Origin of the sequence: Sulfitobacter sp. M05 (assembly GCF_029285175.1) — a bacterium.
Classification (GTDB): domain Bacteria; phylum Pseudomonadota; class Alphaproteobacteria; order Rhodobacterales; family Rhodobacteraceae; genus Sulfitobacter.
The window spans coordinates 79,030-93,044 of the sequence record NZ_JABEDH010000001.1 but is presented as its reverse complement, the minus strand read 5'-3'; the positions used below and the strand labels follow the sequence as shown (position 1 = coordinate 93,044).

Annotated in this window: 13 protein-coding genes; 8 read left to right on the top strand and 5 right to left on the bottom strand. The window is 57.7% G+C overall.

The features are described from left to right. Positions 1-175: 175 nt before the first annotated feature. Both HKX44_RS00460 and ychF read right to left on the bottom strand, forming a co-directional pair. A complete protein-coding gene (locus HKX44_RS00460) occupies positions 176-1,378 on the bottom strand; it encodes a GAF domain-containing sensor histidine kinase (RefSeq protein WP_276155913.1) in 1,203 nt (400 codons plus the stop codon). A 229-nt stretch (positions 1,379-1,607) separates the two neighbouring features. Then, positions 1,608-2,705, bottom strand: coding sequence for a redox-regulated ATPase YchF (gene ychF, locus HKX44_RS00455; protein WP_276149339.1), 1,098 nt, complete (start codon positions 2,703-2,705; stop codon positions 1,608-1,610). Positions 2,706-2,923: 218 nt separating this feature from the next. Here ychF and trpA point away from each other — a divergent pair, with 218 nt between their 5' ends. The 3 genes from trpA (at position 2,924) to HKX44_RS00440 (ending at position 5,611) form a co-directional block, all read left to right on the top strand. Continuing rightward, positions 2,924-3,715, top strand: coding sequence for a tryptophan synthase subunit alpha (gene trpA, locus HKX44_RS00450; protein ID WP_276149338.1), 792 nt, complete (start codon positions 2,924-2,926; stop codon positions 3,713-3,715). Positions 3,716-3,799: 84 nt separating this feature from the next. Continuing rightward, positions 3,800-4,969 carry an alpha-hydroxy acid oxidase gene (locus tag HKX44_RS00445; RefSeq protein ID WP_276149337.1) on the top strand — a complete coding sequence of 390 codons (1,170 nt, stop codon included), beginning with the start codon at positions 3,800-3,802 and terminating at the stop codon, positions 4,967-4,969. Between the two features lie 21 nt (positions 4,970-4,990). Further along, the gene (locus HKX44_RS00440) at positions 4,991-5,611 is read left to right on the top strand and encodes a hypothetical protein (RefSeq protein ID WP_276149336.1); all 621 of its coding nucleotides are present in this window, start codon (positions 4,991-4,993) and stop codon (positions 5,609-5,611) included. Between the two features lie 162 nt (positions 5,612-5,773). Here HKX44_RS00440 and HKX44_RS00435 read toward each other — a convergent pair whose 3' ends face one another. Together HKX44_RS00435 and HKX44_RS00430 are read right to left on the bottom strand one after the other, a co-directional pair. Next, positions 5,774-6,895, bottom strand: coding sequence for a Hint domain-containing protein (locus HKX44_RS00435; RefSeq protein ID WP_276149335.1), 1,122 nt, complete (start codon positions 6,893-6,895; stop codon positions 5,774-5,776). Positions 6,896-7,029: 134 nt separating this feature from the next. After that, positions 7,030-8,175 (bottom strand): MFS transporter, encoded by a 1,146-nt coding sequence (locus tag HKX44_RS00430; protein WP_276149334.1) that lies wholly within the window; start codon positions 8,173-8,175, stop codon positions 7,030-7,032. 149 nt (positions 8,176-8,324) lie between these two features. Between HKX44_RS00430 and HKX44_RS00425 the strand changes: the two genes are divergently transcribed. The 5 genes from HKX44_RS00425 to HKX44_RS00405 all read left to right on the top strand — a co-directional run bounded on the left by HKX44_RS00425 (position 8,325) and on the right by HKX44_RS00405 (position 12,435). Further along, positions 8,325-8,963 (top strand): 50S ribosomal protein L25/general stress protein Ctc, encoded by a 639-nt coding sequence (locus HKX44_RS00425; RefSeq protein WP_276149333.1) that lies wholly within the window; start codon positions 8,325-8,327, stop codon positions 8,961-8,963. Positions 8,964-9,101: 138 nt separating this feature from the next. Continuing rightward, a complete protein-coding gene (gene pth, locus HKX44_RS00420) occupies positions 9,102-9,800 on the top strand; it encodes an aminoacyl-tRNA hydrolase (RefSeq protein ID WP_276149332.1) in 699 nt (232 codons plus the stop codon). Further along, the gene (locus tag HKX44_RS00415; RefSeq protein ID WP_276149331.1) at positions 9,797-10,837 is read left to right on the top strand and encodes a DUF2332 family protein; all 1,041 of its coding nucleotides are present in this window, start codon (positions 9,797-9,799) and stop codon (positions 10,835-10,837) included. The genes pth and HKX44_RS00415 overlap by 4 nt, the downstream gene beginning before the upstream one ends. Positions 10,838-10,888: 51 nt before the next feature. Continuing rightward, positions 10,889-12,052, top strand: a complete 1,164-nt coding sequence (locus tag HKX44_RS00410; protein WP_276149330.1) for a serine hydrolase — start codon at positions 10,889-10,891, stop codon at positions 12,050-12,052. Positions 12,053-12,057: 5 nt separating this feature from the next. After that, positions 12,058-12,435: a DUF2237 domain-containing protein gene (locus tag HKX44_RS00405; protein ID WP_276149329.1), complete on the top strand. Its 378-nt coding sequence runs from the start codon at positions 12,058-12,060 to the stop codon at positions 12,433-12,435. 259 nt (positions 12,436-12,694) lie between these two features. Here HKX44_RS00405 and trpB read toward each other — a convergent pair whose 3' ends face one another. Beyond that, complete coding sequence (gene trpB, locus HKX44_RS00400) at positions 12,695-13,927, bottom strand: tryptophan synthase subunit beta (RefSeq protein WP_276149328.1); 1,233 nt, start codon at positions 13,925-13,927, stop codon at positions 12,695-12,697. Positions 13,928-14,015 lie beyond the last annotated feature (88 nt).

The window sequence follows — 14,015 nt, the reverse complement described above, 5'->3', positions numbered from 1 at the left end:
CCTTTCTATGGTTTCCCACAGGCAACGCGCCAAAGCGGTTGTTTGTCAAGCCAACAGCCCTGGGGTCTCGACCAAGTCAGAAGCAGGGTTTTGCCCTGTTCCTGATAGAGCGCGCTGCAAGCCCCTTCATTTTGCAACGCATCGGGGCAGAAGTGCCTCTACCCCGGGCTCATCACTATTGCGCGAGGCGCCAACGGGGCAGGCGAATGCAGGCTTCGGTGTTACTGGGGTTTGCTCTGACTTCAAACTCGCCGCCATGCAGCTCGACCAACTTGCGCGTCATTGGAAGGCCAAGACCAAGGCCACCCTTTGTGTCGCGCTGCTCCACGTTGCCGCCAACGATGAAGGGGCGGTAAAGCTCGGCCAGATCCAGGTTCTCGTCAATGTTGCCATCATCCGTGACCATAATTTCAATGTCGCCGTTTGGATCAAGCTTGCAGGACAGATCAATCACATTGCCGCCATGCAAAAACGAATTCAGCAAGAGCGAGGCGACGCAGATATTCATATGTTCGGGATCAAGCAGGACCGTCTCTGTCATCTGCGGTTCAAACGAACGCAGTGTTTTGCCACCGTCCGCAATTGTGGGGGCGTGCGCTTCCCCGATCTCTTGCAATAGGTTGCTAAGGTCTATGGCCTGTTCGTTCAGCTGCAATTCACCGGTTGCCATGTTGCTGAATTTCAGAATGGATTCGACCAGCTTGGCAAGGTGGTCCGTTGAATTGATCGAACTACGCGCCAAGCGTTTGGTCAGGTTATCTTCCAGCTTGTTTTCAAGTAGGCGCAGGCCGCCATTCACGATGGTCAGTGGTGTGCGCAGTTCATGCCCCACCAGTGTAAGAAAGGTTGCATGCCCTTGATCGGTTTCCTCTGCCGCAGGCTCCGCCGGTGCTTTTTCAAGAGCGGCAACCACTGATTTCCCAAGGTGTTCAAGGACCTTAAGCGTTTTGCCATCTGGCATGTCATGGGGCACCACATCCAGCGCGCAAAGACTGCCGAAACGGTATCCTGACGACAGAACGAGTGGTACGCCCGCATAAAACCGTGCCTGTGGCCCGCCTTCGCGCACCATCGGATGTTCTTTGAACTTCGGATCCAAGCTGAGGTCTGTGACGACCATCGGTGCCTCCGACATGATCGTGTGGGTGCAGAATGAATTGCACTTGGGCATATCTGCCAGTTCGATACCAATGACACTCTTGTACCATTGCATATCTTCTTCAATGACACTTATGTGCGCTATAGGACAATCCAGCAGGGCCGCGGTGGCGTAGCACAGACTGTCAAATACCTCTTGATTGTCTCTTGTGAGACCGGGAACGTTTTGCACGGCTGCCACGCGCGCTTCTTCATTGAACGGAATGGGATAGGTTCTCATCATTGCCTCTTCACTAGCTAAAAACAACACTGGTTGCTTTGAATTGGCCCCTTTTTCCTTTCGTTTTGGGGTCAAATCGTGACGATGCAATCCACGATTGAGGCAATTTGGAGATAGATGGTTAACCTCTAGTTAACGCATTTCCACATCTGTGAACAAAAAAACGACCTGAACACATGCATGGTGCTCAGGTCGCTTGCAAAGATGTATTAGATCGGTTTGGTCGCTCTTATGTGTTAAACAGGAAGTGCAACACATCCCCGTCTTTCACCACATAAGCCTTACCTTCGGCGCGCATCTTACCGGCTTCTTTTGCGGGGCCTTCACCGCCTAGCGCGACAAAATCATCATAGGCAATTGTCTCCGCCCGGATGAACCCTTTTTCAAAATCACCATGGATCACCCCGGCAGCCTTGGGTGCGGATGTGCCTGCTTTGATGGTCCAGGCCCGGGCTTCTTTCGGGCCGACGGTGAAATAGGTTTCAAGGTGCAGCAATTCGTATCCAGCACGGATAAGACGATCAAGGCCGGCCTCTTCCAGACCCATTTCGCCAAGGAACATTTCGGCTTCGTCATCTTCAAGCTGGCTGATCTCCTCCTCGATCTGCGCCGAGATAATGACATGGGAATTGCCCTGCGCCGCCGCCATCTCACCAACCGCCGCCGAGAATGCGTTGCCTTCGGCCGCTTCGGATTCGCCAACGTTGCAAACATAAAGCACCGGCTTGGTCGTCAGCAGTTGCAGCATACGCCAGGCCTTGGCGTCATCTTCATCCACTTCGACCGTGCGGGCGGGCTTACCTGCTTCGATCGCGTCCTGCGCCATGCCCAGCAGACGGTCCTGTTGCACCGCATCCTTGTCGTTGCCTTTGATCTTACGCACCAGACCCGCGCGGCGTTTTTCGATGCTTTCCAGATCCGCCAGCATCAATTCGGTATCAATCGTTTCCGCATCTGCAACCGGATCGACGCGCCCTTCGACGTGAGTCACATCGCCGTCCTCAAAACAGCGCAACACATGGGCGATGGCGTCCGTTTCGCGGATGTTGGCCAGAAACTGATTGCCAAGCCCCTCCCCTTTAGAGGCCCCTTTGACCAGACCCGCAATATCGACGAAGGTCATCCGTGTCGGAATGATCGACTTTGACGTGGCAATTGCGGCCAGTTTATCCAGACGCGCATCCGGTACGGCGACTTCGCCCACATTGGGCTCGATGGTGCAGAATGGAAAATTCGCAGCCTGTGCGGCAGCGGTGCGAGTTAGCGCGTTAAACAAGGTCGATTTGCCGACGTTCGGCAGACCCACGATACCCATTTTGAAACCCATGATCTTGATCCTTGCGTCAGCAGATTTTGCGCTGTCCTATGGCCTGACAGGGCGCGGTGCAAGGGTTTGGCACCATCCGACAGGCCCCCAGCCGTGAATATTCCGGGTTTGCGCCCCGCAAATTTGCAAAATTCCCGCCCCCATAGCGCAGGTGACAGATTGATTTCCGGCGCAAGGTTCGCCATTGAACGGGGATACAAAACGCAAAGGCCCGCCCCATGACCCGTATCGATGCCAAATTCGCCGACCTCAAAGCGCAAGGGAAAAAAGCCTTTGTGTCATACATCATGGCCGGTGATCCTGACATGGAAACCTCGCTGGAGGTCATGCGCGGCCTGCCTGCAGCTGGCGTCGACGTTATCGAACTGGGCTTGCCTTTCACCGATCCGATGGCCGATGGCCCCACGATCCAGCTTGCCGGCCAGCGGGCGCTTGAGGGCGGGATGACCTTGCTCAAGACCTTGGATATGGCCAGCGCCTTCCGCAAGGAAGATGACACTACACCGATTGTCCTGATGGGATATTATAACCCGATCTATTCAATGGGTGTCGAAAAATTCCTGAAAGCCGCAAAAGACGCAGGCATCGACGGGCTGATCATTGTAGACCTCCCGCCCGAAGAAGACAGCGAATTGTGTCTGCCCGCCCAAGAGGCCGGGTTGAACTTTATCCGCCTTGCCACGCCGACTACAGATGACGACCGGCTGCCTCGTGTGGTGCAAAACACCTCCGGCTTTGTCTATTACGTGTCGATCACCGGCATCACTGGGTCTGCCGAGGCGGAAGCCGGCGATGTGGCCCCGGAGGTTGTCCGCATCCGTGAAGCCAGCGGGTTGCCAGTTATTGTCGGTTTCGGTGTGAACACGCCTGCCAAGTCACAAGCGATTGCCGACGTGGCGGATGGCGTCGTTGTCGGCTCTGCCATCGTGGCGCGCATTGCTGCGGGTGACAGCGTGGCGGATGTTCTGGCTTTTGTAAAAACGCTGGCGGATGGCGCACACGCCGCCTGAACGGCAAAACCAGCAAGCGAAAACCCGGAATTGACCGCCCCGCCCCAAATTGGTAAGTAAAGATTACCAATTTGGAGCATTCCCATGTCTGTCATCACAAATATCGGTGATCTAAAACGTATTTATGAACGTCGCGTGCCGCGCATGTTCTATGATTATTGTGAATCCGGCAGTTGGACGGAACAGACTTTCCGCGAGAACACAACCGATTTTGACAAATTGCGCCTGCGCCAGCGGGTGGCCGTGGACATGTCAGGGCGCAGCACCGCCAGCCAGATGATCGGGCAAGACGTGGCCATGCCCGTGGCCCTTGCGCCTGTCGGATTGACCGGGATGCAACACGCGGACGGAGAGATCAAGGCGGCCAAAGCGGCCAAGGCCTTTGGCGTGCCCTTCACCCTGTCCACCATGTCGATCAACTCGATCGAGGACGTGGCCGAAGCGACAAACGCGCCCTTCTGGTTCCAGCTTTATACTATGCGCGATGCAGATTACGTCAGCCGCCTGATTCAACGGGCCAAGGACGCAAACTGTTCTGCCTTGGTGATAACGCTGGATTTGCAAATTCTGGGACAACGACACAAAGACCTAAAAAACGGTTTGTCCGCCCCGCCCAAGCTGACGCCAAAAACCATCGCCAACCTGATAACCAAATGGGCTTGGGGCATTGAAATGCTGCAAGCCAAACGGCGCGAATTCGGCAATATTGTCGGTCATGTCGATGGGATATCAGATGCCTCCAGCCTTGGTGCCTGGACTGCCGAGCAGTTTGACCTGACGCTGGATTGGTCCAAAATTGCCAAGCTGAAAGAGCAATGGGGCGGCAAGGTGATCCTTAAGGGTATTCTGGATGCCGAAGACGCCAAAATGGCGCTTAAAGTCGGAGCGGATGCAATTGTCGTCTCCAACCACGGCGGGCGGCAACTTGACGGCGCGGTAAGCTCAATCAGCGCCCTGCCGTCCATTCTGGACGCGGTGGGTGACCAGATCGAAGTGCATCTTGATAGCGGTATCCGCTCTGGTCAGGACGTGTTGAAAGCGCTGGCGATGGGGGCAAAGGGCACGATGATCGGGCGGGCCTTTGTTTACGGGCTGGGTGCCATGGGCCAAAAGGGCGTGCAAACCGCGCTGGAGGTGATCCACAAAGAGTTGGACACAACCATGGCGCTATGTGGCGAAACCAGCGTTGCCAATCTGGGCCGGCATAACCTGTTGATCCCCGAAGATTTCGGCGGACGCTGGCAGAAACCCTAAGACTGGGTTAAGTCTTGCTTTATGCTTGTTTTCCTGCGTCATAAGATCACTTTTCTGGCCACCCCCAAGACCGGCACAACAGCGGTGGAAATGGCGTTAAAGCCACGTGCAGAGATCGTGTTTTCCAAGAACCGCAAACACATCACTGCACTACGCTATACCAACAAGATCGCGCCCTTCCTTGAAGACACCTTTGGCGTGCGCCCCGCCTCTGTTGCGGTGATGCGCGAACCGGTTGATCAGATCCGCAGCTGGTACAAATACCGCAGCCAAAAGCGGCTGGATGGCACCAAGGTCAGCACCAAGGGCATCAGTTTCGACCAATTTGTGCGCGAAGTTGTGTCCAACGAACCGCCCGAGCGGGCGCAGATCGGACGTCAGTTCAATTTTCTGACCGATGGCAAAACGCAGATCATGGCGGATCATATCTTTGCTTATGAAGCACAAGAGACGTTCTTGATGTTCATGTCCGAACATCTGCAACATCCGGTCGAGATTGCGCAAAAAAACGTTTCTCCCGTCATCGAAACCCATCTTGGCGATGACACCATGGCATTGCTACGCGAAGCCCGGGCCGAGGATTTTCTATTGTATGAGTCCGTCCTTGCCGCCAATGGGCATTTGGTGTCACCGGACGACTAAAGCATTTGGGCGCGAACCTGATATTCTAAGCGCTGCACCTTATCTGATGCCACGCAGATCAGCGCTGCCCCTTAGGCTCAGGCCCCATCAATCTTGCACCGTCAGTTTGTCAGGTCTTATTCCTGACGAGAAGCGCCTGCGCAAAACCAATGGATCCTGAGGCTAAGGGCCACCTGACACCATAGTGTTCCAATTGCTTTGACCGCTTTGTGACTGCCAGACAGCACATTGCGTGCCGGCCTTGGTCGAACGCTCAAGCGCCCGCCTTGCAGCCCCCGCGGTCAGGCACGGCAGCGCCGCCTTATCTCTGGTCCGGCGTGTGACGCGACGGTTCAACGCTACAGAGAGCGCAGCCAGATGCGTTCTGTCCATTTGGTGCAGGATAGCCGGCCCCAAAAGCAGGCTTTCCGACGCCAGCCCATTGGCGAAGATCACGCTATGCCTATCACATAGGAAATGGTGCCAGATGATGGACCGTTTGCCCGCCATGAAACGGACGCCGCGCAGACCGGTAAGTGCTTTGGCCGGAACAAAAGCAGGCGCATGGAAGCCGCCCTCGCATTGGCCCATGCCCCCAACCACGATCCGGTGCTGCCCGGACACAATCAGATCCTGTTGCGGCAGATTTGCCCCCAAGGCACCTGCACGGATCAGAACCGGCTTATGGTCTGCAGACACCCCATCAAGGGGCTGCTGCCCCGACCAGACCCATCGCACCATCTGCGCTTTGCCATGCTGTCCCAGAACACAATCGCCCACCGCCAGCTGTTCAACCGGACAGGGGCCGGACGGCGTGGCAATCAGGCTACCAGCGGCATAGCAGGCCGGAATTGTTCCGGGGTTGGGCGTGTCTTGGGTGTAGTAGGTCTGTCCCTGGTCATCCGACTGGAGGGACTGCCCTGCGCTCGCAGTCCCGACATCGCGGCTGGTCATGCCGCTGGCCGCCCCACCATTGGCCGTGACCGTATTGTCCCAATAGGACAGGAATTGCTCGACATTGCCCTGCCCATCCACCAGCGCAACCGCATCATCGGGATAGAAGTTACCGGTTGAGCCGGTATCGCTGGTGTGAAACCCGGGGGCCGAGGCGTCAACGACATAAACGTCGTATCCGCCCGCTGTTTCCGTCGGTGCCGCAAGCGGGAAGCCAAAAACCAGATCGCCACTCGCATTGTAAATCTCAACCGTATATCCGGATGGATCGGTGCCGGCAGGAAGTGCAACTTCGATGAACTCTTGGGTTGCATCGCCATAGTATTGAAATTCGGAAATATATCCGGGCATTTCGTGTCTCCGAGGTTATCCTCAGGGCACCTTGGCCTTGCAGGCCTTAAAATCCCGCCAATTCCAAAGGGAAGTTGTCTAAACTTCTGCCTATCAGGCATTTTCCCCGCCCAGCGGATACAGCACGGAATGACTTACGCCGAGGTTCGCCGGGCCAAAGCGGGAACCAGCAGAACCGCCGTGATGGCCAGCAGCCCGGCAATCATGACAAAAGCAATGCGCAAACCAAACCCTTCCGCCACCAGCCCCATCAGCGGCGGCCCGAAAAAGAACGCCCCATAGCCAATAACAGACACCCGGCTGATTGCGGTCAGGCGCTGTGCCTCTGGTACAACACGCCCGATCAATGCCATAGCCAGCGGCGCAACGACAGAAATGCCAAGCCCCGCAATGGCGAACCCCGCAAGCGCGGTTGCCACGCCCGGGGCAATCGCTGCGATGGCAATGCCACAGGCCGACACCAGCGCGGCAGCGATCATCACTGTTGTGTCGCGCAACCGCGCCGCCAACAGGTGCCCCCCCAGACGGCCCAGCCCCATCATCAGCCCAAGGGCTGCGGGCCCCATCGCGCCCTGCCCCGGACCACCGCCAAGGGTGCGTTCAAGGTGCAGCGCTGACCACCCTTCCGTCGCAGCTTCGGTCAGGAAGGCCATCAGCACAATGCCACCGGTCAGCAGAACCAGCGTACGCGCAGCCGGTTGCAACGCGCCTTGCGTCTCGGCCTGAACCGGTGGAGCGATGTCACGCGCCTGTCCGGCAAGCACCAACAGCACAACCAACAATACCAAGAAAGATACCACAGGTCCCACACCAGCCTGCCGCAGGGCACCGGTTGCCAGCGCCCCGCCCGCATAGGCAAAAGCGTAAAGCGCGTGATTGAGGTTCATCAGCGACCGCCCGCTGCTTTCCTCGATCTCGGACACCCGTGCGTTAACCAGAACGTCGACCACACCCGATCCTGTTGACGCCAGCAACATCGCACAGGTCAGCCCGACAAGCGTGCCCGACATCCCCGCAGCCAGCATCCCCACACCAATCGCCACAATTCCCAAAGGAACAGCAAATCCGCCCGCAATCCGCCGGCACAAAGGCGCAAGCCACATGGCGGCAATCGCTCCAAATGCTGCCAGTAGCAATGCAAGGCCATATTGCGCATCACTCGCCCCTACATGCGCCTTGACCACCGGGACCTGGGCAAAATAGGTGGCCCAGGCCACACCGATCGCGGCAAATCCGGCCAGAGGTTTTCGCGACAGCGCAAGGTCCAGTTTAAAGGTCATGTGCTGACTTGCCACGGGTGTAAATCATTGCCAAGACAGGAACCGATCTTTTTGCCCTTTCCCCGCATTGGAAACCGTTCTATACGCGCGGCTTCACGCGGGGATACAGCCTTGGAGGATTCCCGCCCTTACATATTGGAGATTACAAAATGGCCGGAGAGATTCCAGATCTTATCGCCCAGGAACGGACGGGGACAGGCAAGGGCGCCGCTCGTCAGGCACGCCGTGACGGCTTGGTACCGGGAATTGTTTTTGGTGGCGATGTTGACCCGCTGCCGATCACCCTTGATTTCAACAAGCTGCTGACCATGCTGCGCAAGGGCCGGTTCAAATCCACCCTGTTCAACCTGAAGGTTGAAGGCCATGATGACGTCCGCGTGATCTGCCGCGACGTCCAGCGCCATGTTGTTAAAGACCTGCCAACGCACGTCGACTTCATGCGCCTGAAGCGCACAACTAAAATCAACCTGTTCATCAACGTCGAAGTGGTCGGCGAAGAAGAATGTGTTGGTCTGAAAAAGGGCGGCACACTGAACGTGCTGCGCCCTGAAATCGAACTGGTTGTGACAGCTGCGGATATTCCCGAGAGCATCGAGATCGACATCACCGCGCTTGAGATTGGTGACAATCTGACAATTTCCGACGTGAAATTGCCAGAAGGTGCCAAGCCGACAATCGACCGTGATTTTGTAATCGCTCAGGTTTCCGCACCTTCCGGTCTGGCATCCTCTGACGATGACGAAGAAGGTGAAGATGGCGACGCAGCAGAAGCAGAAGCCACAGAATAAGAATCCTGCCCTTCGGGATGGATTGAAACGGGGTCGCATTTTGCGGCCCCGTTTTTCGTTTCAACCGCGTTTCATTGCAGGCATTTAGCTCATGGGTTCGTCCTGCTAGTATGCGGCAAAAGCGAACGGAGTACTCCCATGAAACTGATCGTCGGCCTTGGCAATCCGGGTGCCAAATATGCCCGTAACCGTCACAACATCGGCTTTATGGCACTGGACAGAATTGCATCGGACCACGGGTTTGGCCCGTGGAAGGGTAAACATCAGGGCAGCATCAGCGAAGGCCGGTTCGGGTCAGCACGAGCTGTCTTGCTTAAACCCGAGACCTTTATGAACCTATCGGGGCAATCCGTGCAGGCCGCAATGCGGTTTTACAAACTGGAGCCGGCAGATGTGGTGGTGCTGCACGACGAAATTGATCTGGCCCCGGCAAAGGTCAAATGCAAAACTGGCGGTGGCCACGCGGGGCACAACGGGCTGCGCTCGATTCATGCGCATATCGGCCCCGACTATGACCGTGTGCGGCTGGGCGTTGGCCATCCCGGTCACAAGGATGCGGTTCCGGGGTTTGTGCTGCGCGATTTCCCCAAGGCGGACGAGGTCTGGCTTGACGATGTGCTGCGCGGGATCAGCGACGGGGCCGCGGATCTGGCAGGGGGCGATACCTCCAAGTTCCTGAATGCCGTGGCAATGCGCGTAAACCCGCCCCGTTCTGGCACCGGTGCCAAGGGGCCGAAACCTGCTCCCAAACCGGCCACTTCTGCAAAGCCTGACGAAACCAGCGCCGCCGAGCCTGAAAAATCCCCTATGCAAAAGCTGATGGAGCGATTTAAATGAGCCTGCCCGATGCCTTTGCCGCCCAAGCGGATACCTGCACCCGCATGGGCTCTCCTTTCATGGGGCAACTGCTTTCTCTGCTTGCCGCTGACTGGCCAGCCGACAGCGCGCTGGGGCGCAAGTTTGCGGCGTTCAATGGGGACATCGGCCCTGCCGGTCACTCCCTGCCCCTGCGGATCGCCGGTGGATTGCACGCGCTGGTGCTGAGTAACGCGGCCCCTGAACTTGCGGCGCTCTATCCTCCGCATAGCGCGACAGACGATGCCCTGCGCGCCGGTGTTCTGGCAGCCTTGCGGACGCATGAGGATTTCCTGCTGGAATGGACAGAAAGCCCACCACAGACCAACGAGGTGCGCCGCTCTGCAGCACTGATTGCGGGCGCGCATGTGGCGTTGCAACATTTTGATCTACCAATCCACCTGTCAGAATTGGGAGCCAGTGGCGGGTTGAATCTGCTCTGGGACCAATATGCGCTTGAGGTCGGTGGCGCCCGGTTCGGTGCCCACAAGCCCGCCGTCGTACTCTCGCCTGACTGGACGGGCGCACCGCCCCCAACCGCGCGGCCTGTGATCGTGGACCGTGCCGGCGTGGACCTTAACCCGCTTGATCCCACACACCCCGACCACCTGTTGCGCCTGACGGCCTACCTCTGGGCGGACCAGCCCGAGCGCCTCGCCATGACCCGCGCTGCCGCCTCGCGCGCCAAGACACCACCACAGAAAGGCGATGCCATTGATTGGCTCGCCCCGCGCCTTGCAGACGCGCCACAGGGCCGGTTGCACCTGATCCAGCACACCGTGGCATGGCAGTATTTCCCTGAAGAGGTGCAGGCCCGGGGCACCGCCCTGATCGAAGCGGCGGGCGCGCAGGCCACATCGCAACGGCCGCTGGCATGGCTGTCGATGGAGACCGACGGCGATACAACCGGCAAGATCGGCGCGGCCCTGACCCTGCGCCTGTGGCCTGGCGATTTAACCTATGATCTGGGGCGCGCCGATTTTCATGGCCGTTGGGTAAATTGGGCCCACACTGGTTAATCCCTTAGCGCTGTGGTTGAGTGGCCGCAAACAGATCAGGAAGGGTGAGAAATGCGCAGGTTTGGGAAATGGCTGGGACGGGTTTTGTTGGTTCTGGCGCTGGTTGCTGCCGCCGTTGGCCTGTGGAAACGCGAAGAGCTGACCCGCTTACTCGCTGTGAACTCCCTGTTCTCGCAGGACAAGATCGTTCACAATTTCAGCAACATGAGCGCGGCCTTCCTGCATACGCCTGTGGACCGCGGCACCGGCCCGACCAGTGAGTTGCCCTATGGAGATGAGTACGCCCCGCCCGCCTCGGTCGAGACCTGGATCAAGGAGCGTAACGTCACCGCCCTTGTCGTCCTGAAAGACGGTGAAATCACCTATGAGAACTACTTTCATGGCACCCAACCCGAAGACCTGCGGATCAGTTGGTCCGTCGCCAAAAGCTATCTTTCCGCGCTGGTCGGTATTCTGCTTGAGGAAGGGGCAATCGCCTCTCTTGACGATCCGGTGGCAAAATACGCCCCGCGCCTGACCGGCACCGCCTATGACGGTGCCAGCCTGCGCAACGTGCTGAACATGGCCAGCGGCGTCACCTTCGACGAGGATTATCTGGACAAAAACTCCGACATCAATCGCATGGGCCGTGTTCTGGCTTTGGGTGGAAAAATGGACGACTTCACCGCCGAGCTGACCGAGACCTTTGCCGCCCCCGGCGAAAAGTGGCAATATGTGTCGATCGACACCCATGTGGTCGGCATGGTGGTACGGGGGGCAACAGGCCGGCCCATCGCCGATCTGCTCAGTGAAAAGCTGATCGCGCCAATGGGCTTGGAACAGGCACCCTATTACCTGACCGACGGGGTTGGTACGGCCTTTGTCTTGGGCGGACTGAACCTGACAACGCGCGATTACGCCCGCTTAGGCCAGATGTTCCTGCAAGGCGGCAAATGGAACGGGACCCAGATCGTCCCGGCAGAATGGGTCGAGATGTCGACACAGCCCAGTGCCCCAACAGCAGCAGGCGACATCGGCTATGGCCATCAATGGTGGATCCCCGTGGGTGCGGCCCCCGGCGAATACATGGCCCGCGGCATCTACGGCCAGTACATCTATATCGACACAGCACGCAATGTCGTCATCGCCAGCAACGCAGCAGACCGCAAGTTCCGCGAGGCCGGCGTGTCGCAACAGAATATAGATATCTTCCGCCAGATTGCACAGGGCCTCTAGAGATCATGACACCTGACGACAGCATCAATGTTCTTGGCGGCCCGCTGGTCACCTGCGGCACCGACCCGCTGACCGGTTTCTTTCGCGACGGGCTGTGCAACACCTGCGATGCAGATCAAGGCAGCCACACGGTCTGCGCCGTGATGACCGCCGAATTTCTGGCCTATTCTAAATACGTCGGCAACGACCTCAGTACGCCGCGCCCTGAATTCGGCTTCGCCGGTCTGCAACCCGGCGACCCGTGGTGCCTGTGTGCCGGTCGCTTCCTGCAAGCCGCTGATGAGGGATGCGGCCCTGATGTCCACCTTGAGGCAACACATCAACGCGCTCTCGAAATCGTACCACTTGAGATCTTGCAAAAATACGGCCTGCCTAACCGCTGACACGGCAAAAAGGGCGCGGGTTTTACCCCACGCCCCCTCTTTTTGGCCTTAAATACTGTAGCGTAAAGGCCAACCGGAAAACCCGCCAGCTGTTATGAACGCTGGCGGTCGCCAAACAACTCCGCTCCGGCCTCAAGCGTCCGGCCTTTACCCTGAACAATGATTTATCGTTTTCGCGTCGACCAAAGGGGGAAGCCGCGAAAGCGCGTCATGTTAAGGCGGGACGCTCTAAAGATTCCCGGGTGAGCCTCGAAACGCTTTAGGCAAACTCGCCCATCTCAAAGCCCAGCGCCTTGGCCACGGTAAAGATGTCCTTGTCGCCACGCCCGCACATGTTCATGCAGATGATGTGATCTTTGGGCAATTCCGGCGCAATCTTCATCACATGGGCCAAAGCGTGTGACGGTTCCAGCGCGGGAATGATCCCTTCCAGCTCGCAAGACACCTGAAACGCCGCCAATGCTTCTTTATCCGTGATCGAAACATACTTTGCGCGGCCAATCTCATGCAGCCATGCGTGTTCCGGCCCGATGCCCGGATAATCAAGGCCCGCTGAAATGGAGAACCCCTCAAGGATCTGGCCGTCATCGTCCTGCAACAGATAGGTCCGGTTGCCGTGCAACACGCCTGGGCGCCCGCCGGTCAGTGATGCACAATGCTCCATCTTGGCATTCACCCCCTTACCGCCGGCCTCAACGCCAATAATATTCACGTCCTTGTCGTCCAGAAACGGGAAAAACAGGCCCATCGCGTTGGAACCACCACCAATTGCGGCGATTACCGTGTCAGGCAAACGCCCTTCCGCAGCGTTCATCTGCTCGCGTACTTCCTTACCAATGATGCTTTGGAAATCCCGTACCATCGCCGGATAGGGGTGTGGACCGGCAACTGTGCCGATGCAATAAAACGTATCCCGCACATTGGTGACCCAGTCACGCAACGCATCATTCATCGCGTCTTTCAACGTGCCGCGCCCCGATGTCACCGGCACAACCTCTGCGCCGAGCAAACGCATACGGAACACGTTGGGGGCCTGACGTTCAACGTCATGGGCCCCCATATAGACCACACATTTCAAACCGAATTTTGCACAAACCGTCGCCGTTGCTACGCCGTGCTGGCCTGCTCCTGTTTCCGCGATGATGCGCTTTTTGCCCATGCGGCGAGCAAGAATGATCTGGCCCAGAACATTGTTAATCTTATGCGCGCCTGTATGGTTCAGCTCGTCCCGCTTCATGTAAACCTTAGCACCGCCCAGCTTTTCAGTCAGCCGCTCAGCAAAATACAGCGGGCTGGGGCGGCCAACATAATGCGTCCACAGGTCGTGCATTTCCGCCCAAAAGCTCTCGTCCGTCTTGGCGTTCTCATATTGCTGTTCCAGCTCAAGGATCAGGGGCATCAGCGTTTCGGAAACAAACCGCCCCCCGAAATCGCCAAAACGGCCGTTTTCGTCCGGGCCGGTCATGAAGCTGTTAAAAAGATCGTTGGCCATGGGGCGTCTCCTGTCGCGCATTCAGGTCAGACATCTAGCGCAGCCTTACCCCGTGCGAAACCCCAAGACTTTTGCAAACGTCTTGGGG

Coding starts and splice junctions, on each gene's coding strand:
- ychF (WP_276149339.1), bottom strand. CDS start 2,705: ATGGGTTTCAAAATGGGTATCGTGGGTCTGCCGAACGTCGGCAAATCG.
- HKX44_RS00435 (WP_276149335.1), bottom strand. CDS start 6,895: ATGCCCGGATATATTTCCGAATTTCAATACTATGGCGATGCAACCCAA.
- HKX44_RS00440 (WP_276149336.1), top strand. CDS start 4,991: ATGCTTGTTTTCCTGCGTCATAAGATCACTTTTCTGGCCACCCCCAAG.
- HKX44_RS00445 (WP_276149337.1), top strand. CDS start 3,800: ATGTCTGTCATCACAAATATCGGTGATCTAAAACGTATTTATGAACGT.
- HKX44_RS00410 (WP_276149330.1), top strand. CDS start 10,889: ATGCGCAGGTTTGGGAAATGGCTGGGACGGGTTTTGTTGGTTCTGGCG.
- HKX44_RS00415 (WP_276149331.1), top strand. CDS start 9,797: ATGAGCCTGCCCGATGCCTTTGCCGCCCAAGCGGATACCTGCACCCGC.
- trpB (WP_276149328.1), bottom strand. CDS start 13,927: ATGGCCAACGATCTTTTTAACAGCTTCATGACCGGCCCGGACGAAAAC.
- HKX44_RS00430 (WP_276149334.1), bottom strand. CDS start 8,175: ATGACCTTTAAACTGGACCTTGCGCTGTCGCGAAAACCTCTGGCCGGA.
- HKX44_RS00405 (WP_276149329.1), top strand. CDS start 12,058: ATGACACCTGACGACAGCATCAATGTTCTTGGCGGCCCGCTGGTCACC.
- HKX44_RS00425 (WP_276149333.1), top strand. CDS start 8,325: ATGGCCGGAGAGATTCCAGATCTTATCGCCCAGGAACGGACGGGGACA.
- trpA (WP_276149338.1), top strand. CDS start 2,924: ATGACCCGTATCGATGCCAAATTCGCCGACCTCAAAGCGCAAGGGAAA.
- HKX44_RS00460 (WP_276155913.1), bottom strand. CDS start 1,378: ATGAGAACCTATCCCATTCCGTTCAATGAAGAAGCGCGCGTGGCAGCC.
- pth (WP_276149332.1), top strand. CDS start 9,102: ATGAAACTGATCGTCGGCCTTGGCAATCCGGGTGCCAAATATGCCCGT.